The organism is Paenarthrobacter aurescens (assembly GCF_025421775.1).
Lineage (GTDB): Bacteria > Actinomycetota > Actinomycetes > Actinomycetales > Micrococcaceae > Arthrobacter > Arthrobacter aurescens_B.
Genome location: NZ_JAOEFX010000004.1, coordinates 328237 through 346522, shown reverse-complemented (window position 1 = coordinate 346522; position 18286 = coordinate 328237). Strand labels below are relative to the sequence as shown.

Below are 18286 nucleotides of genomic sequence, written 5' to 3'. Positions count from 1 at the left end.
ATACTGGTCCATTTGCCGATAATTCCATACCCCCCGGTCGCGGTATAGAGCGTTAGGGAGTTCTCACTCGAAGAGGGCGATGGTGGTGGTGAACCCCAGCATCTCCTGGCTGCTGCCGGTGAAGTCATGGTGCTGCTCCTCCCACGGAACCGTCCAGGCCTTCTTGCCGGTCATTGGACGGTTCGCCGGAGTTCCTGAGCCAGGCCATCGCCTCAACTTCGGAAGTGAAGAACCGGGTGGGACAGGGTGCCGGTTGGGCAGCCAATTGGTAGTCAGCGAGCATCCGGTCCACGGGGTTCCTGCCCACCAAGGCGATGCTGCTGGCTGCGCAGGGTTCAACGAAGACGTCACGGGCCGCGCGGCTCAGGTGGCCAGCGACGGCCATCTTGACGAGCAAGGGATAACGTTGGCCGTCGGCAATTCTGTTCACTGCGTCTACGGCATCCCGGGCATTGGCTGCTTCTATGCGGACACCAGGATTCCATTCCAAGGACAGGACATTGTCCGGCTCCAGTCGAATAACGTAATCGGCCGTGTCCGGTTGAGCCATGTGACTGTCTCCATCTCTTCAGGACTGCCTGAGTTCCGTGAACTGACTCCACACTGCACCCGCGGTCAATCTTCCCGTCTCATCCGAAAAGAGTGATCTTTGGCTGCAGTTCAGCCCGAGTACGGGGTGTCCGCGTTTTCTTTTGCCGATTCCTCCGCTGCTGTCTGCGCATAGGATGCCGATACGCGGCGGTAGACCGGCGTCAGGAAGGCGATCAACGCTACGGCGATCATGATGAGGCCAGCCGCCAGGAACACCAGCGCGATGCCGCGTGAAATGCCCTCACCCAGCAGCGGTTCAAGCTGGGCCGCACCATCGGAAGAGCGCGCGTAGGGAATGATCCAGAACTGGGCGATCGGCGCGATGAGGAACGCGGTGATGGGCGCTGCTGCGGACTCGAAAGCCATGGCGAAGCCAAACACCCTGCCTTGCCGGGGCAGGGGGACCACCTTTTGGATGACGGTCTGCTCGGCTGCCTCCACCACGGGAACCAGCGCCATGTAGAGCCAGATCCCGACGATGTAAAGCCACGCCCACTCCCGCACGGTGAACAGGGCTCCAATGAGCCCCATCAACGCAACAGCAATGAGCATGGTGCGCAACGGGTTGGAACCGAGCCCGAATTTTCCGATCAGTGCGCCGCCCAGAATGAAGCCCGTAGCGCCTATCGCGAAGACAGTGCCCCACATCTCCACAGAGAACATCTCCAGGCCGTAGGGATCCATCAACGCCATGTAGACACCGCCGATGAAGTTGTTGAACGTGGAGAAAAGGATCAGCGCGAAGAGCCCGGAAATCGCCATGACGGCAGCCCATGACCCGCGCAAGTCGAATCCGCCTTGCGCGTCGGAGGCGGCTGCCCGCACTTCCTCCGGCAGGCGCAGCGTGAGCAAGTGTCCGAAGGCCAAGGCCGTGAGGACCAGAGCCACTACCACTGTCCATCCCATGCCCAGTAGTCCCACTGATAGTCCGGAAAGGACCGAGGTCACCACGAACATGAGCCCCTGCACCATGCCCACCAGCCCGTTGGCGTTGGCCCGCCGGTCCGGTTCGATCAGGATGGTGACGGTCGTGGAAAGGGCGATGTTGCGCATGTTCTCCACCACCGCGCCGATCAGGATGATCATGGTAAAGATCCAGAACCAAGGCTGTGTCAGGTCGAGCAACGCCTGTTCCGGCGTCAGCAGGAACATGACTCCGGACAGGACGAACATCACCAGCGTGAAGGCGGCGGCGAAGCGCATCACGGCCAGCTTGCGGTACCGGTCCACAAAAGTGCCGAAGCTGATGCTGGAGAGCGCGATCAACAGCATGTACGCGCCGCCGATCACCCCAGTGGCGATCACGTTGCGGGTCTCCAGGTACACCCAAAACGTCAGGGCGAACCAAAGGTAGCTGGTGGTGATGTTGGCGACGGCGGTGTTCACCAGGATCCCGGTGAACGTGCGGGATCTTTGCGCGGGAGTGCGTACGGATAGATCGATGGTGTCAGTAGACCCGGCGGAGGCCGGTTCCGGCTCGGTCATGCGTCCCAGTAAACCACCGCCGGGAACGCCCCGGTAGTATCGGCAGGGAATCCTGATGACTCTGGGGGAATTGCTTAATGACGCGCGCACACGGGCAGATCGCTTTTACCGACGACGTTAGCCGAGACCTCGAATTACAGGAATATGGCCTGGACCCTGCCGTGGATTCCGTTCTCCTTCCCAACGCGGCCGTCATGAGCGCCCTGCAAAACCTCGTGCGGCTGGCAACGGAACTGTGCGGCGCCCCGTATGGCGTGGTCAACATCATCAGTGCGCAGTACCAGCACCAGATCGGCGCTTGGGGCGTGGAGCCGGGTGTCTGCTCCCGCGAAGACTCCATGTGCGCCAAGGTGTTCCTCTCCCGCGAGAGGACCGTCGTCAGCGACGCTTCCCAGGATCCCCGCTTCGCGGACAATCCCTTTGTCACCGGCGAAATCGGCAAGGTCCGCTTTTATGCGTCCGTTCCGCTGCAGACAGACTCGGGGTTCGTCCCTGGAACCTTGTGCGTCTTCTCCGATAAAACCAAGGATCTGCGTCCCGAACAGGTCAGCATGCTGGAGGTCCTGGCCAAGCAGGTGGTCGAGTTGCTGGAATTGCAGCACCGCACGGTCCAGCTGGACCGCACCTATGCCGAGCTCAAGGACAGCAATGCCAAGCTCGCCGGGTTCGCAGGCCGCGTCAGCCACGACCTCCGCATTCCGCTGACCACCATCCTCGGCTACGTCGAGTTGGTTGAAGACGATCCCGACGTGGAACCCGAGAGCACCGCTGCCCGGTACCTGGAGCGCATCGGCGCCAGCGGCCGGCGGATGCTCGGAATGCTGGAAGACGTCCTCAGCTACTCGAGGGTGGGCGGCGGAATCCAGCCGGCACACGTGTCTTTGCGGGAAGTCACAGAGGAGGTCGCGGGAGACCTCGGAATTGAGAATGACGGGATGGTCGACGTCGAAGACCTCACTGTCTTTGCTGACCGCGGACAACTCCGCACCCTCCTGCAGAACCTGGTCTCCAACGCCGTGAACTACCGGAGCCCCGAGCGCGACCTCCACATCCACATCAGCGGGGTTTCCAACTATCAAGGCGCCACGATCTTCGTCGCGGACAACGGCAAAGGCATCAATCCGGAGGACCGCGCCAAGTGCCTGGAGCCTTTGGTGCGCCTGCGGCGGCAAGGCGACGGGCCGGGCTCCGGACTCGGCTTGGCCACCTGCAGCAGCATTGCCAAGGCACACGGCGGCGACCTCACCCTGGCGGAAACCCCCGGGGGCGGAACAACCGTGGCGGTCAGCTTTCCCACCGGGTCCTGACCCTTTCGGAGTGTCTCCCGGTTCCCCGGCGTTCTGACTGCCATCATTCGAGGCATGACCACCCCGCACTTCGTGTAGAGAAATCCGTGAAGCGGCCCGCCCCCGTCCGCTCACCGTTCGCGATCCCACTCGTGGTCATCGTGCTCTTCGTCTCCGCCTGCGTCCCAACACTCCCTCAGCCGGCACCCTTGGCTGAACCGGCGATCGCGGTCATCGGCGCGGCTCCGCCCAGAATCGCCTTGGGGGCTCCGTCCACGGTGGAGATGACGACGCGCACGGCCGGGGCTTCGCCCACGGTTGCGACGTGGCAATACATCAACGGCGCCGAGACCTTCAACAGCAGGCTGGACGCGCGGCTGCTCGGCGTTTTTGATGCCCGGTCCGGCGGCCGGCACGAACCCGCGACGTTGCCGGCCACCCCTGCGGCCTTGTTGGCCGACGGCGTTTCCATCACCCATGAACTCATCCTGGCCACCGGTAACGTGGTGGGATCCAGGTTTGTGCAGACAACAATGACCGGCGGCGTCCTGACCGGGCGGATTGACCAGATCACCTACGAGGACCTCAGCACAGGCGCGGTCACTGACAGTTCCGCCCTGGTCAATCCGGCCATGACGGGCGCCTTACGGACAATTCTTGGGGACATCCTCCGTCCGGAGATTCCAGGCCCGGCAGCAGGTTCGCTGTCTGACGCCGATCTGCTCACGGCCGTCGCGTTAACCTCAGCGGGGAACCTCAGCGTGACCATCCACCAAGACCCGGGAACAGACGCCGCCCTGGCAGGCCCACTCACCGTGGAGCTCAGTGCTGGGGCCACGAACAAGGTCATCTCGCCTGCCGGCCAAACCCTTCGCAACGCAGTCATCGCCGGAACACCGTTCACCATCCCTCAGCCTTCGCCGGGCGGCCTGACGCACATCAACTGCGACCTCGTTCCCTGCGCCGCCCTGACCTACGACGACGGACCCAACGCCCAAACCACCAAGCTCCTCAACATCCTGGACAAGCACAAGGTGTTCGCCACGTTCTTCCAGCAGGGCGGCTATGTAAAGGCCAATCCGGGAGTGGCAAAATCCGTGGCGGCAGCGGGCCACACCATCGCCAACCACACCATGAACCACCCCTACCTGACCAAGCTCCCACAGGCTGGCATCGAACGTGAGGTCCAGTCGGCCCAGGCCGCCATCGAAACAGCAACAGGGGTTGTGCCGGCGTACTTACGGCCGCCGTACGGAGCAACCAACAAGTCGGTTGCCGTTTCCGTGGGGCTGCCTCAGGTCATCTGGGATGTCGACTCCATGGACTGGCAGTCCAGGAACAAGGCTGTGTTCCTTCCCCGGATCATGGGCCTGGTCAAGCCCGGATCGATCATCCTGCAACACGACATCCACGCTTCCACCGTTGATGCCCAGGCCGAGCTGATCACCCAGCTCAAAGGCAAGGGCTTCTATTTAGTGACCCTCCCGCAGCTTTTCGCGGGTATCGACCTGAAGCCAGGTGTCACCTACAAGTGCCGCGGCACTTCGCCGGGGTGCGTCCCGGGCCGCTGAACTTCCAGGACATAACCCACGACGACGGCAGGTCGCCGTCGTGCGTCTATTCACGCAGCCGGGGCTACTTGCCCTCGCCGCCCTTTGCCTTTTCGGGCTTCCCGGTCTTGCCGCTGCCCTTCTCGTCGGCGTCTTTGCCCTTCTTGTCTTCGATCTCCCTGCCTGGCGCCACAGCGGGGCCGGGCGCTGGCGCCTGGACCGCGGGGACCTGGTCCGGTTGCGTGGTCTCCGGAAGGTTGACCACCTCGGCGGGCACAACCTCGGCGGGCACCACCTCGGCAGGCGCGGGCACAACGGGCGCACCCGGCAGGGCCGGCTGGGGCTCGGCCTGGGATACGCCGGGATCGGCGGGGTCGGAGGGATCCACCGTGTCGGCCGACGGCGCAAACCCTTGGGTGAGGATCACCAAGGCCAGCGGTACGGTCACTGCCGCAGCGGCCACTGCCCGGACAGTCCTGGGACGTCGTTTCCCGAAGGTCCGGATGCCCGACACTGTGGCCTGCTTCCGCGTGGCTTGCCGTGAGGTCGGCGCGCGGAGCGGTTGTCGCGAAGGCACGGGCGGCAGCAGCGCAGTCCTTCGGCCCGATTGGATCCCCTCTTCCGCCAGGGTCTGTTCGACTTCCTGCGCCTTCGGCCGCTTTTGGGGGTCCATGTCCGTCATGGCTTCAAGGAGCCCGCGCAGCGGCCCGGGCAGCTCCAAGGGAATCTGGGGTGCCCGGTGAAGGCGCGCTGAGGCCGTCTCGATGGGCGTCCCCGGATATTCGGCCCTGCCTGTGAGGCACTCAAGGAGCACGAGGCCGAGCGAATAGATGTCGCTCGCAGGAGTCAGGCTCAGGCCTTGGGCCTGCTCGGGGCTGAGGTACTGGGCTGTGCCCACGGTGAACCCCGTGGCGGTCAGTCGGCTGTCATTCATCACCAGCGCGACGCCGAAGTCCGCCAGCTTCACGGATTCGGCCAGTTCGCCGTCGTCGGATACCAAAATGTTGGCTGGCTTGATGTCGCGGTGGATGACGCCGTGCTCATGAACTTGGGACAGCGCCCCCGCAAGCCGGATCCCGATCCGGACTGTCTCCGGCAGGGTGAGTGGCCCGTTGGACAGCACGGCACGCAGGTCCCTCCCCTCGGCGAGTTCCATCACCAGGAAGGCGCGTTCCTCGTCGTTCCTGGCATCGACGCCGGCATCGAAGGCGGCCACGAGTCCGGGGTGGTCGAATCCGGCGAGAAGCCGCATTTCGGTCTCCTGGCGGCCCCGGAAGGAGTCATCGCCGGAGCCGGGGAGGAAGATCTTGATGGCCACATCGCGGCCAAGCAGCAGGTCCGTTGCCCGATAGACAGTGGACATGGCGCCCCTGCCCAAGACGGGGCCCAGCTGGTAGCGGCCGTCCAGTGTGTCGTCGATGGAATCGGGGATCCGGAAGTCCACGGCCTCGTCATTGTTGCCCACGAAATGTCACGCCCTTCAGGCATACCTGGATGTCCGGGACCTGGGTGCTGTCCGTCGTTACCAAGCAACGCCGTCATACAAACTCTCACGGTAGTCGCCCGGCCGTCTGCTTCAGCCACTGCGACTTGAGCAACCCCCAGCCCATACAGCATCATCCGGTGTCACCGGATAAGTCATCAGGATACTGATTAACGCGCGGGAAGGACAAATGCGACGTTCACCATCAGGCCTCGCGCCGGCGGTCCACCTCGGCGCGCAGCCTGCCGGCAGGAACGCCCAGAGACCATTCAGCCACATCAGTAACGAAACGCGTGAAGGCCTCGTAATCAAAGGACCCGACATTGTTGACATAGGAGCCCACGCCGTCGATTGCCACCCAGATCCGGATGCACGCCGCGAACGGGTCATCCACGGCGAAGTCACCCGACGCCACGCCATCCTCAATGAGGGCGGTCAATCGCGTGCGATCCAGGTATTCCTGCGCCAACATTGCCTCCCCCAATGCAGGGGTGAATCGGCAGAGATGCCGGGCGTTAAGCCACAGTCGGGTGAGTTCGAAGGCACCGTGACCTTCGATGCGCGAGATGAGGTGGGCCATGCGCCCAAGGGGGGTGCCGCCGTCGGGAAACAGCTCTTCCCGCTCTTCAGAAACGGCGCGGACGAAGGCGGCGATCACCAAGTCTTCGGCCGCCGGATAGTAGTGGCTGATCAGGCCGGGCCGCACACCCAATCGGTCCGCGACAGCACGGAGGGTTATCCGCTCCAGCCCCTCGGCCAGGGCAATGGAAGCGGCCTCGGAGAGGATCTCCGCGCGGCGCTCATCGGGTAATTTTCGGACGCGTTGCGATGTGGGGCTTGACACCATGCCCCACAGTCTATTGGATTAGTGACCAATAGCACGTTGGTCATGCGACCAATAGCGCCGATGGACCGGTTTCCCAACGTTGTGAGCCGGACCCAGCCCGAAAGGAACAGCGTTGTCCCAGCCCCATATGACCGATCCGGTCAGTTACCCCGAACCCCTTGCCCACCCCGAAACCCGCGGCATCGAACTCATTGAAGCCTCCGAAAGGCACGGCCGCGCCCGCGATCTCTTCCCCGTATGGGCAGCCCCCAATGTCAGCGTCCTGAACTTCACCGTCGGTGCCTCGCTGATCCTGCTCGGCTTGGAACTCTGGCAGGCCATCCTCGTCATCATCGCCGGCAGCCTCCCTTGGATTCTCACCGGCATCGTTGCCACGAGTGGCCCTGCCGCAGGGACATCCGGCTCCGTCATCACCCGCGCCATCTACGGAATCCGCGGCAACAGGGTTGTTGTCGCCTTCTTCGGATGGTTCATCTCCGCCGTCTTCCTGGCCCTCAACTGGCTCGCGTCCTCGTTCATGGGCGCTGAGCTCCTCGCCCAGCTTGGTTTCACGGATCCCGTGGCTGGTCCGGTGCTGGTCACGATCGCGGTTGCCGCGATCACCGTGCTGGTGGCGGTATTCGGCCACAGCCTGATCCTGCGCAGCTATCCAGTGGTGGTTTCGGTGCTGCTGGCAATCTTCCTGCTGGTTACAGCATTCGTCCTGCCCCATGTGCAGTGGGACTATGCGGCTCCGACGCCCTTGGAGGGCGCACCGCTGTGGTCCGCGATGACCATCGGATTCGCCATCCTGGCCTCCACTCCCCTGTCCTACTCCAACAGCCCCGACCTGGCGCGCTACCTCCCGGAAAGCACCAAAAGGTCCCACGTCATCGCGGCCACGGCCTTCGGCGGCGCGCTGCCTTGCATGTTCTTCACGGCCGTGGGCGCCCTGCAGGCTACCGGCATTGACGCAGCGGCCATGGACCTAGGCATCGAATCGGCACTCCTCGCCCTGCTTCCGGCCTGGTTGGGACCCATCTTCGTGGTGGGCGTCATCATCAACACGATCTCGCTCAACGGCATGACCACCTACACGGCGAGCATGGCATTCCAGTCCATTGGCGTCCCGATCCGCCGCATCCCTTCCGCGGTGGTGGTCGGAGCGATCGGCACAGCACTGACCATCTACCTCGTCATGTCCACAAGCCTCCTGGACGCCGTCAACCTGATGCTGCAGCTGCTGGTTCTCATTTCCGGACCCACCATGACAATTTTCGCCGTGGACGTCATTCTTCGCCGCAGCCGCTACAACGGCGTGAACCTCTTCAACGAGAAACCCGGCAGCCCCTTCTGGTACAGCGGGGGCTGGCACATCCCCGGCGTGCTCGCCGTGGTCCTCGGCGCGGCCGTGGCATCGCTCTTCCTCACCAACGCCGTCTGGACCGGCCCCATCTCAGCAGCCATGGGCTTCCTGGACCTTTCCGTGCCCGTATCCATGATCGTCACCGCCGGGGTCTACATCGCAATGAACCCGGCTTTGCGCCGCAGCCTGAGCAAAGCACCCGTCACCATAGGAGCCCCCGCATGACCATCCCCACCGGCCCGCACCCCACCCGCTATCCCGGCGCTGCCGGTCAACCAACCCTTGACACCTGGCAGGAGGGACCGCACAACCGCTGGACGTTCGCGCACCTCGGCGAATTGCTTCCGACGGCGTCAGTGGCCCGCCGTTTCCCGGCCGCCCCGGTTGAGGCTACTGACAGCTTGGGAGCCTTGCCCCTTCCAGGCTTGAGGCGCCGGCTGGAGGAGACGTATACCGATGCCTTCCTGGTCCTGCACCGCAACCGGGTCCTCGCGGAGTACTACGGCCCCGGCTTCGCCCCGGATGGCCGCCACCTGGTGATGAGCATTTCGAAGTCGATGTGCGGCCTGGTTATTGGAGCATTGATCGATTCCGGAGAGATCGTCCCGTCCGCACGCGTGGTGGATTACGTTCCCGGGCTTGCCGGGTCTGCTTACGATGGGCCCACCGTGCAACATGTGCTCGACATGGCGATCCACCTTGACTACAGCGAGGACTACGTCGATCCGGCCTCGGAAGTGCAGACCCACGACCGGTCCGCCGGCTGGCGCACCCGGCGGGACGGCGATCCTGAGGACACGTATGCCTTCCTCACCACCCTCACAGGCAACGGGACAGTGGGTACGTTCCAATACTGCTCAGCCAACACCGACGTCCTCGCCTGGATCATCGAGCAGGTGACCGGTCTCCGCTACCCGGAAGCTCTCTCCAAGTACCTATGGTCCAAGCTCGACGCAGACCGGGACGCCACCATTACCGTGGACTCCTCCGGCTTCGGCTTCGCCAACGGCGGGGTCTCCTGCACCGCCCGCGACCTCGCCCGGGTGGGGCAGTTAATGCTCGACGGCGGTGCGGGTCCAGGCGGGAGGGTTGTGTCCGCGGAGTGGGTCGAAAGCATCCTCGCCGGCGGGGACACCAACGCGATGGCCGACGCCTCGTTCACCGCGATCCACCCGCGGGGCTCCTATACGAGGCAATGGTGGTGCACCGGCAACGAGAGAGGCAACGTAACGGGCATCGGAATCTACGGGCAATACCTTTGGATCGATCCGGCCACCGATACCGTGATCGTGAAGATGTCCACATGGCCTGAGCCGGACAGCGAACACCTGCACGCGCTTCAGAACCAGCTACTCCTCGATATCAGCCGTGCCATGGACTCCAATGCCCTGAATTCCAATGCCTTGAACGGCACAAACACCACAGGACCAGAAAGCAAGGAAAACGCAGCGTGACCACCCAGCTCTACACCAACGCCCGCATCTTCACCTCCGATACCCGCCGCTGGGCCGAGGCCATGCTCGTCCAGGATGGGCGAATCCTTTACGTTGGCGACGCCGGCACCGCGGAGCGCCTCCGCCCTGATGCCGGGCGGGTTGACCTCGAGGGCCGCCTGGTGGTCCCCGGTTTCGTCGACGGCCACGCGCACGTGGTTGGCACTGGCGAAGCCCTGGGACAGGTCAGCCTGTGGGGCGCCAAATCCGTGGAGGAAATCCAGCAACGGATCAAGGCACGCGATACTGGGCACCCGGACCTGGCCCGGATCCTCGCCACCGGCTGGCTGCACGGAGCAATCCCGGGCGGCGTACCGGACGCTGGGATGCTCGACGCAGCAGTCCCCGGCAAGCCCGTCTATGCCTTCGCCTACGACTTTCATTCAGTGTGGGTAAATACCGCGGCGCTGGCTGAACTCGGGATCGATGACCACACGGAAAATCCGCACGGCGGCACCATCAAGCGCGATTCCCAGGGGCACGCCACCGGCTATATCGACGAGAACGCCTTCTACGATATGGTGCTCCCGTTCCTGGACTCCCAAGTGAGCGAGAACGAGCACGGGGCAAGCATCGCCGCAGTCCAGCAGGCCTACCGCGAATCCGGCGTGACCACTGCCTGCGACATGGGCTTCAACGAAACCGACCTGGACGCCTTCAAGCGTGCGGACAAGGACGGCACGTTGACCAGCCGCCTCATCGCGTATTGGCGGGTGAACAACGCCGGCTCCGTGGAGGACAACATTGTCCAGGTCCAGCGGGCGGCAGCGCTCGCCGTCGAGAATGAATCGCCTTTCCTGCGTGTGGTGGGCATCAAGGTGATCATCGACGGAACCATCGACGGCTGCACCGCCACGCTCGGGATGCCGTACGCCGACGGGTCGAACGCCGAACCGATCTGGAGCCTTGAGGAGCTCGCGCCGGTGGTTGCCGCGGCGGACGCTGCCGGTTTGAAGGTTGCCATGCACGCCATCGGAGACGAGTCGGTAAGGATCGCGATCGGGGCCGTTGAACACGCCGTGGCGGAGAATGGCCCCCGCGAACGCCGTCACCGGATTGAGCATCTTGAGTTGGTGGACAGGGCCGACGTCGATCGCCTCGCCGCGCTGGGGATCACGGCCAGCATGCAACCGGTCCACGCCGATCCCGCCATCAGCGAGAACTGGGCCGCCAAGCTGGGCGACGACCGTGTGGAGCGCGGATTCGCGTGGCCTTGGATCACGGCTGCCGGCGCCCGGCTCGCTTTCGGCACGGACTCCCCCACGTCCCCACACGCACCGCTGCCCAACATGTATGTGGCCACCACGCGCGCCTCGGCCTTGGATGCCTCGGCAGGCACCAACGTCCCGGAATTCGCCCTGCCGCTGGCGGAGTCGATCGAGCACGCCACCCGTGATTCGGCCTGGACGTGCGGAGCGGAGAATGACATCGGCCGGCTGGCTGCAGGCCTGTACGCAGATTTCGTTGTCCTGGACACCGACGTTTTCGCAGCAGGGGACCCGGCGGCACTCCTGGAAGCAAAGGTCCTGCGGACTGTGGTGGGCGGGCGCACGGTCTACGAACAGGAGCAATCAGTCGCTTGAAAGGCCCCCGCCGATCCAGAACGCCCGCTGCTCCGAATCAGTGTCAAAAGCCAGGAGCGGCGGGTGGTCATGGAAGTTCTGCAGGAAGCGTCCCTCTCGGGCAGCACTACAATTCAGCGCGAGGTGGTATCCACAGGACTGGGACCGTGCGCGGTCCGCCTGCAAAGAGGCCCGGATGAGCACGGCCACATCGCCGACGTGTTCCTTCATGGCGCTGCGGGATCGTGGACAACGTTCCAGCCGCTGCTGTCCGGCGCTCACGAACGTGACCGCGTCCTCCTCGACCTGCCCGGTTGGGGCGACTCCACAGAAGGTGCCCGGCTCGGGTCCGCCACGGTCGAGGCCATGGCGGGTGCAGTCGTCGAGGTCTTGAACAGCCTCGGTTACCGCAGCTGGAACCTTGTGGGCCATTCCATGGGTGGCGCCATTGCCCTGCATATTGCTGCGGACTGGCCCGAGCGGACTCTGAGCGTTGCGGCGATTTCGGCAACCACTTTTGGGGTGGCCGGGTCGACCCGGCAGCCGTCGCATGGGCTGACCAAACTGCCATGGTTCGTGGGCATGCTCTTGCTCATGCGGTTCACCGCATTGCTCGGAAACGCAGGGAGGGCGCTGATCCGCCTGGCAGGGAACACACCATTCATGCGGCTGCTTCTGGCGCCGCTGTTCGCGGAGCCGGCAGCCATACCGGCGCATGTCATCCGCGGACTGGCCCGGGACGGGCGTCCCGCAAGCTTTTGCGCTGCTGCCCGTGCCGTTTCGCAGTACGACTTTGCCCGCTGGCACAGCATCAGCTGCCCCGTCATTGCCGTCCGAGGCGACAACGACGCGTTCACTCCCCAGTCCGACCTTGACCAGTTGGCTTCCCTGGGACCCCACATCCGGACGATGACGGTGCCGCGATGCGGCCACTTCGCGATCGTCGAACAGCCCGTCCTCGTTCAGGAACTGTTGGATGAGCTGTGGCAACGCTGAACGCCCGACGGCGGCCTCCCGCCGTCGCGCCTGTCCTTACGTGACGTACGGAACTGCGGGAGGGCAGGCCCGCAAGGCACAATGGGAAGCATGACCCTCACAACTTTCGCCCTCGTCCGCCATGGCCAGACCGACTGGAACGCGGAGCGCCGGCTGCAGGGATCTACCGATATTCCGCTGAACGACGTCGGTCGCGGCCAGGCACGCGACGCCGTCGCCTTCCTGTCGGATCAGCCATGGGACGCCGTGGTGTCCTCACCGCTGGGCCGCGCTGCTGAGACTGCGGAAATCATCGCCGAGGGGCTGGGCCTCAGGGTTGCCCGGCTGGTCCCGGAGCTCACCGAGCGCAGCTTCGGCCCAGCCGAAGGACTCCAAGCTGGACCTGAACTGGAGGCCCTGCGTGTCCCTGGCGGTTTCCGCGGTGCAGAAACCGACCAGGCCGCCGCTGATCGCGGAATTACTGCCTTGGAACAACTGGCGGCAGAGTTCGCTGGCAAGCGCGTCCTGGTGGTGGCGCATGGCACCCTGATCCGGCTGACCCTCAGCCAGGCCATCGGGCGCACTTTGGACAGCGTCCAGAACGCTGTTTTGAACCTGGCCCATCACCACGTGACTGATGGCTGGCAGTTGGAGTACTTCAACGGCGAGCGCGTCACGGCCGACGTCGAGGCCTGATTTCAGCGAACTTTCAACGTCGCATCGAGCAACCGGTCGAAGCTGGCAAGTCCGGCCCTTGGCGGGACGGCCGTGATGACTGCCTGCCATTTCTCTGGAGCATCGTCAGGAACGGCGAGGACCCTCTGCACGTGCAGTCGCAACCCGGGCATACCGCAGACCAGTAGCGGAAGCGCCTCGCCACTCGTGGCCAGGTGGCGAAGCTGCTTCGCAGAAAGCCCAACGCCGGCGCCGCCGGTGACTTCAGTGATGGTGTCATTGATCCTCGTGGTGAGGCCTCGCATGAAACTCCTCCGGGCTACGACCGCGGGGACCGTGAGGATGCCAGCGAAGATCACCGTGAAGAGCGCCATTGCGCCGACATTTCTGAGGGCCGTCAGGAAGACCATCATGATCAGCCCCACCATCACGCCCAGCACACTGAAGATGACGAACTTGATAGCGGGGTTGTCGCCCGGCTTCCGCTCCCACCACACAACGGTCACGACGTTCTGCATCATCGGGGTCCCTTCACTTCCATGAGCGCTTCGGCAAGGACGACTGCCTCGCGGGCTTGCCTCAGATCGTTGAGCAATCCGGGATCGGGGGTCGATTCCGCGGCGCCCCTTGCTCCGGCGAGTTCGTAGAGGGCCCTGTTCAGGTTGTGCCGGTCTTTTGACAATCTCCTGGATGCATTCAGCGCGGCACTGCTGGCCCTGAGCTCAACGAGTGACTGCCGGATGGCGTTGCATTGTCCTTGCAGGAAGTGCACCTGTTCCTTGATTCGAAGAGTCTGTGCATGGTGAAGGGTCACCATTTTCACGGCGGTATCGTGGAGTTCGCCCAGAACTGCGTAGGTCTCCGGCCCGCCGGCATGGTGGTCCAGTTCCTCGCTGACGCGAGCCCGGCGCTGCTCCCATTTCAGGGATGCCGACTGGTACTTCTCCACGAGCGAAGAGACTGCGGTGAGCGCCTTGTCCACCGATCTGAGCCTGGTGGTGAGCCTGGTGGTGGCGTCATTCAGCCGCTCAAGGAAGGCCTCGTAGTTGTCCTGGGGCGGAACCTGGTCCTGCGGGGTCATCGGCCAACCGCCCACCTCGACGATGGAGCTGCGCATGCTCGCAGGAAGGTGCAGTCCCGCCCGTTGAAGGGGGAGTCCGGCAAGGAAAACGCTCCCCAAACGCCCATGTCAAGAGAATAGAGGCTTCGGGACGGTTGTCATAGGCCCCGGCGTCAGCGAAGGGCTGGCCTGAGCAGCCCTTTCTATCTGGCGTCGAGGCGCGCCTTCAGCTGCTCCGCATAATCCGTGTAGGCGGCAGCAATTTCTTCCAGGTCCACAGTCTGCGGGAAGTCGATCACGGGCTGGTGTTCGGCCAGGTACGCGGTGGTTTCTTCGACAATGAGCTGCTCATCGAATCCGCCCAAACCCACCTCTGCAAGGAACTCCGGGTTGGTGTGGACAAGGGACTCCCCGGTTTGCCCTTCGGATGCCCAGCGCACCAGGTACTCGTTGTGATTAACCAGTTCAATGTCGAAAGTCTTGTCCATGGCAGCAGCCTACGCCGTTACGCCGCAGGTGATGACCCACCCCGGACGGCCATGAGCTCCAGCAGGGTTTCACTCTTCAGCCCCAGCAGCGAGGCGGCGAGGCTCCCCATCAGATCCAGTACGTACGCACTGCTGGCACTTCCGGCCAACACGTCCATCACCAACCCGTCTTCCTGGGCAACCAGCGTCCTGGCGATCTTGGCCGGGTCCAAAAGGGGCGAAAACTCGCCGGAGAGGATTCCGGCGTCGATGATTTCCCGGTAAACACGTTCCTGGGCGCCGGTGAGCTCTTCCTGGATCCGGCGCTGTTCGGGGTCCCGCAGCATGTGCGGCCAGTACTCGTAGAGGATGCGGGACACGTCGTCGTCGAGTCCTGCGGTGGTACCCGCGCCGATGACGGCGGCAAGCCGGGCTGTGGGGCCCATTTCCGGATCAACCGCTTCCGCGAGCTTTTCAAGGAACCTGTCCGAGGATGCGTGCACGGCGGCGGCGATGATCTCGGCGTGGCTGCCGAAGTAGTAGAGCACAGCGTTGGCGGCCATACCGGCTTCGGCGGCGATGGCACGCAGTGTGGCTCCCTCGGCGCCGTCACGCGCAGCCACAGCCTGGGCTGCAGCCACGATCTCCTGTCGCCGGATTTCCTTCTTGTCGACCCTTGCCACTGCTGTTCCCCCGTGGACTCCCGAAGATTTCTGTTGACATTGACTCTAGACGGGTATTGAATGGCATTCAAATTTGAATGTGATTCAAATTACTGATTCACCGAGGAGTCTCCGTGTCACAACCACCGTCCCCGCCCACGATCACCACCGACCCAGCAACCAAGGACCCAACCTCCAAGGGCCTCAAAGCCGGCTCCATCGGCATCGGCCCCACTGTCGCCCTCGGCCTTGCTGCCGTCGCCCCCGCCTACAGCCTGGCCGTTACGCTCGGCTTCGTGGTCCTGGCCGTTGGCGCGAGCACCCCTGCAGCCTTCCTGCTCGGGTTCGTCCCGATCCTGTTCACAGCCCTCGCCTTCAGGGACCTGAACAAGGAGATGCCTGACTGCGGTGGTGTCTTCGTCTGGATCACCCGCGTTTTCGGTCCGGCAGCCGGCTGGTTCCTGGGCGGCTGGGTTCCCCAGATGGCCACCTTCATTGCGAGCGCGGCGCTGGCCCAAGTGGCCACCACCTATCTGCTCACTTTCTTTGGCCTGGCCTGGATCGCCGCTGAGCCTATCGCTGTCGCCGCCATTGCGTGCGGGCTGATCGCCCTGAGCGCATTGATCGCAGCGCGGGGCATCGAGCTCTCCGCCTGGGTCCAGTACGCGCTGATCGCCCTGCAGTTGGTAGCTCTCGGCGGCTTCTGCGTCGCAGCGTTCACGGCGATGGTTACGGGGGCCTCCGCCGGAACGGCAGAAGGCGGAGCCGAACAGCCAAGCCTTGCCTGGTTCAACCCCTTCGCATCCGGGGACATGTCCGGGCTGGTCTCCGGCGTCATCCTGTGCCTCTTCATTTACTGGGGTTGGGACGCTCTGATAGCCGTGAATGAAGAAACCACCGACCGCAAGGGAACGCCCGGCAAGGCAGTGGTGATCACTACCGTGATTCTGCTGTTCTTCTATGTCGTCACGGCCACTGCCGCCGTCGGCTTCGCCGGCACCGCGGGCATCACCGAGCCGGAAACCGTCTCGGATGTCCTCTCCGTCCTCGGCCCGCAAGCTGCCGGCGAGGTGTTTGGCCAGGTCATCATGCTGGCAGTGGGTCTCTCAGCGTTGGCAGCCCTGATGACCGTGGCAGTCAGCACACCGCGGACCTGGCTCAGCATGGGTACCTACGGCGCCCTCCACCGCGCAACCACCCGGATGCACGCCAAACGCGGAACGCCCACCACCTCCATCATCTGGTGGGCGGTCATCACCATGGCAATCACGCTGGGATTGACGGCCATCAGCGCCGACTTCATCGGGCTGGCCATCCTGTCCGTAGGCCTCATGATCGCGGCCTACTATGCGGCAACGGCTTTGGCCTCCGTGGTGTACTTCGCCCCACTGATGCGCACCTCCGCCTCCGCGCTGGTCCTCAAGGGTGTCCTTCCCGGACTCGGCGCGCTTCTGATGATCGGAGCGTTCGCGTACAGCGCCGTGGACATGCTCTCCCCTGAATACACGGGCCTTTCATGGCTGGGCATCGGCTCGGTCTTCTGGATCGGCATCGGTGTCCTGGCCGCGGGCGTTGTGGTCACAGCAATCTTGAAGCCCAGGCTCCGTCCCTTCTTCTCCGGCGAAACGATCCCCCGCGGCAACGTCACTACCCGCCACCACCTTCCGACGATTCTCAGCAACGAAACCGAGGCATAAATGCGCATCCTGTCCATCGCAGCAATCCAGACCAACCCCGTCCCGCACGATCCCGAGGCCACGTGGGCGCGCTTCGAGGCCCAGGCGGAGTCCGCCAGGAAACTCGGCCCTGATGTGGACGTCATTGTGGTTCCCGAGCTCCTGCTTTCGGCACCTGGCGAGTTCCTGATGCCGGACCCGGAAGGCGAAACCCGCTCCGCCGCTCCGATCCCCAGCCCGCTGACCGACCGCATCTCGGCACTGGCCCGGAGGCTCAACGTGTGGCTCGTACCAGGCTCCCTGCTGGAAACAGACAACGGGAACACCTTCAACACAGCCATCGCCGTCTCACCGCAGGGCGAGATCGTGGCCCGCTACCGGAAGCTCTTCCCGTGGCGGCCGTTCGAAACCACAACACCCGGGGATTCGTTCGTCACGTTCGACATCCCCGGCTGCGGACGCATCGGCCTGGCCATTTGCTTCGACGGCAGCTTCCCGGAAGTGGCGAGGCAGCTGGCATGGCTGGGCGCCGAAGTCATCATCCAGCCAACCCTCACCACCACACGGGACAGGGCCATGGAGATTGTCATGTCCCAGGCCAACGCCTTCGCCAACCAGGTGTATGTGGTGAACGTCAACGGCGCGTCCCCGTCCGGGGTTGGCGAGAGCGTCATCGTGGATCCCGAGGGCACCATCATGCAGCACGCCAGGGGCGGTGAAGAGATCCTCTTTGCCGTGCTGGACCTGGACCGCGTTACCCAGCTGCGCCGCTACGGAACCCACGGCATCAACCGTCCGTGGACCCAACTCCGGGACCAGGAAGGCCTGCTGTCCTTCCCGATGTTCGGCGGCGCCCACTTCGAATCGCCGGCATGGAGTGCGGACCCGACTGCAGCGCGGCAGGGCAGCGTACGGGCCTGACCACACGACCAAGCTGAAAAAGCGTTCGACGGCGGGCTGCCGCCGTCGAACGCTTTTCCTCACCACTTGAGAAGATCGGGTTACCTACTTCCATGCTGGCCGGCTTCGTCTTGTCGTTCACGCTGTCGCTCACCTGAGCCGCCCACCCCGGAACGCAAGAAAGCGCACGACGGCGGGGGTCGCCGTCGCGCGCTTCCATCCGTTTGTT

At 64.1% G+C, this 18286-nt stretch carries 17 protein-coding genes; 9 read left to right on the top strand and 8 right to left on the bottom strand.

The annotated features are described in order from the left end of the window. Window positions 1-124 precede the first annotated feature (124 nt). Both N7568_RS10730 and N7568_RS10725 read right to left on the bottom strand, forming a co-directional pair. Window positions 125-550, bottom strand: coding sequence for a DUF7793 family protein (locus tag N7568_RS10730; RefSeq protein WP_261609813.1), 426 nt, complete (start codon window positions 548-550; stop codon window positions 125-127). Between the two features lie 110 nt (window positions 551-660). Beyond that, window positions 661-2076 carry an MFS transporter gene (locus N7568_RS10725; protein WP_261609812.1) on the bottom strand — a complete coding sequence of 472 codons (1416 nt, stop codon included), beginning with the start codon at window positions 2074-2076 and terminating at the stop codon, window positions 661-663. Window positions 2077-2153: 77 nt separating this feature from the next. On the opposite strand from N7568_RS10725, the gene N7568_RS10720 reads away from it, so the two are divergent. Continuing rightward, window positions 2154-3383 (top strand): GAF domain-containing sensor histidine kinase, encoded by a 1230-nt coding sequence (locus tag N7568_RS10720; protein ID WP_261609811.1) that lies wholly within the window; start codon window positions 2154-2156, stop codon window positions 3381-3383. Between the two features lie 86 nt (window positions 3384-3469). Further along, window positions 3470-4933 carry a polysaccharide deacetylase family protein gene (locus tag N7568_RS10715; RefSeq protein ID WP_261609810.1) on the top strand — a complete coding sequence of 488 codons (1464 nt, stop codon included), beginning with the start codon at window positions 3470-3472 and terminating at the stop codon, window positions 4931-4933. A gap of 64 nt (window positions 4934-4997) precedes the next feature. Here N7568_RS10715 and N7568_RS10710 read toward each other — a convergent pair whose 3' ends face one another. Together N7568_RS10710 and N7568_RS10705 are read right to left on the bottom strand one after the other, a co-directional pair. Next, complete coding sequence (locus tag N7568_RS10710; protein ID WP_261609809.1) at window positions 4998-6377, bottom strand: serine/threonine-protein kinase; 1380 nt, start codon at window positions 6375-6377, stop codon at window positions 4998-5000. A 223-nt stretch (window positions 6378-6600) separates the two neighbouring features. Then, entirely contained in the window at window positions 6601-7242 is a 642-nt protein-coding gene (locus N7568_RS10705) for a TetR/AcrR family transcriptional regulator (protein WP_261609808.1), read from the bottom strand. Between the two features lie 127 nt (window positions 7243-7369). Between N7568_RS10705 and N7568_RS10700 the strand changes: the two genes are divergently transcribed. The 5 genes from N7568_RS10700 to N7568_RS10680 all read left to right on the top strand — a co-directional run bounded on the left by N7568_RS10700 (window position 7370) and on the right by N7568_RS10680 (window position 13313). After that, on the top strand, window positions 7370-8812 hold the full coding sequence (locus tag N7568_RS10700; protein ID WP_261610012.1) for a purine-cytosine permease family protein: 1443 nt from the start codon (window positions 7370-7372) through the stop codon (window positions 8810-8812). Continuing rightward, on the top strand, window positions 8809-10041 hold the full coding sequence (locus tag N7568_RS10695) for a serine hydrolase domain-containing protein (protein WP_261609807.1): 1233 nt from the start codon (window positions 8809-8811) through the stop codon (window positions 10039-10041). Before N7568_RS10700 ends, N7568_RS10695 begins: the two co-directional genes overlap by 4 nt. Next, complete coding sequence (locus tag N7568_RS10690; protein WP_261609806.1) at window positions 10038-11663, top strand: amidohydrolase; 1626 nt, start codon at window positions 10038-10040, stop codon at window positions 11661-11663. The genes N7568_RS10695 and N7568_RS10690 overlap by 4 nt, the downstream gene beginning before the upstream one ends. Window positions 11664-11732: 69 nt before the next feature. Beyond that, on the top strand, window positions 11733-12638 hold the full coding sequence (locus tag N7568_RS10685) for an alpha/beta fold hydrolase (protein ID WP_261609805.1): 906 nt from the start codon (window positions 11733-11735) through the stop codon (window positions 12636-12638). An 81-nt stretch (window positions 12639-12719) separates the two neighbouring features. Further along, window positions 12720-13313 (top strand): histidine phosphatase family protein, encoded by a 594-nt coding sequence (locus N7568_RS10680; RefSeq protein WP_261609804.1) that lies wholly within the window; start codon window positions 12720-12722, stop codon window positions 13311-13313. Window positions 13314-13315: 2 nt separating this feature from the next. Here N7568_RS10680 and N7568_RS10675 read toward each other — a convergent pair whose 3' ends face one another. From N7568_RS10675 to N7568_RS25955, 4 genes are all read right to left on the bottom strand, one after another. Beyond that, on the bottom strand, window positions 13316-13813 hold the full coding sequence (locus N7568_RS10675; RefSeq protein WP_261609803.1) for a hypothetical protein: 498 nt from the start codon (window positions 13811-13813) through the stop codon (window positions 13316-13318). Continuing rightward, window positions 13810-14409: a hypothetical protein gene (locus N7568_RS10670; protein ID WP_261609802.1), complete on the bottom strand. Its 600-nt coding sequence runs from the start codon at window positions 14407-14409 to the stop codon at window positions 13810-13812. Before N7568_RS10670 ends, N7568_RS10675 begins: the two co-directional genes overlap by 4 nt. A gap of 146 nt (window positions 14410-14555) precedes the next feature. Beyond that, window positions 14556-14840 (bottom strand): hypothetical protein, encoded by a 285-nt coding sequence (locus tag N7568_RS10665; protein ID WP_261609801.1) that lies wholly within the window; start codon window positions 14838-14840, stop codon window positions 14556-14558. Between the two features lie 17 nt (window positions 14841-14857). Beyond that, window positions 14858-15502 (bottom strand): TetR family transcriptional regulator, encoded by a 645-nt coding sequence (locus tag N7568_RS25955; RefSeq protein WP_261609800.1) that lies wholly within the window; start codon window positions 15500-15502, stop codon window positions 14858-14860. A gap of 113 nt (window positions 15503-15615) precedes the next feature. Between N7568_RS25955 and N7568_RS10655 the strand changes: the two genes are divergently transcribed. Further along, window positions 15616-17178 carry an APC family permease gene (locus tag N7568_RS10655; RefSeq protein ID WP_261609799.1) on the top strand — a complete coding sequence of 521 codons (1563 nt, stop codon included), beginning with the start codon at window positions 15616-15618 and terminating at the stop codon, window positions 17176-17178. Then, window positions 17179-18078 carry a carbon-nitrogen hydrolase family protein gene (locus tag N7568_RS10650; protein WP_261609798.1) on the top strand — a complete coding sequence of 300 codons (900 nt, stop codon included), beginning with the start codon at window positions 17179-17181 and terminating at the stop codon, window positions 18076-18078. Window positions 18079-18286 lie beyond the last annotated feature (208 nt).

Coding starts and splice junctions, on each gene's coding strand:
- N7568_RS10705 (WP_261609808.1), bottom strand. CDS start 7,242: ATGGTGTCAAGCCCCACATCGCAACGCGTCCGAAAATTACCCGATGAG.
- N7568_RS10695 (WP_261609807.1), top strand. CDS start 8,809: ATGACCATCCCCACCGGCCCGCACCCCACCCGCTATCCCGGCGCTGCC.
- N7568_RS10730 (WP_261609813.1), bottom strand. CDS start 550: ATGGCTCAACCGGACACGGCCGATTACGTTATTCGACTGGAGCCGGAC.
- N7568_RS10720 (WP_261609811.1), top strand. CDS start 2,154: ATGACGCGCGCACACGGGCAGATCGCTTTTACCGACGACGTTAGCCGA.
- N7568_RS10685 (WP_261609805.1), top strand. CDS start 11,733: ATGGAAGTTCTGCAGGAAGCGTCCCTCTCGGGCAGCACTACAATTCAG.
- N7568_RS10680 (WP_261609804.1), top strand. CDS start 12,720: ATGGGAAGCATGACCCTCACAACTTTCGCCCTCGTCCGCCATGGCCAG.
- N7568_RS10675 (WP_261609803.1), bottom strand. CDS start 13,813: ATGATGCAGAACGTCGTGACCGTTGTGTGGTGGGAGCGGAAGCCGGGC.
- N7568_RS10665 (WP_261609801.1), bottom strand. CDS start 14,840: ATGGACAAGACTTTCGACATTGAACTGGTTAATCACAACGAGTACCTG.
- N7568_RS10650 (WP_261609798.1), top strand. CDS start 17,179: ATGCGCATCCTGTCCATCGCAGCAATCCAGACCAACCCCGTCCCGCAC.
- N7568_RS10725 (WP_261609812.1), bottom strand. CDS start 2,076: ATGACCGAGCCGGAACCGGCCTCCGCCGGGTCTACTGACACCATCGAT.
- N7568_RS10700 (WP_261610012.1), top strand. CDS start 7,370: ATGACCGATCCGGTCAGTTACCCCGAACCCCTTGCCCACCCCGAAACC.
- N7568_RS10670 (WP_261609802.1), bottom strand. CDS start 14,409: ATGCGCAGCTCCATCGTCGAGGTGGGCGGTTGGCCGATGACCCCGCAG.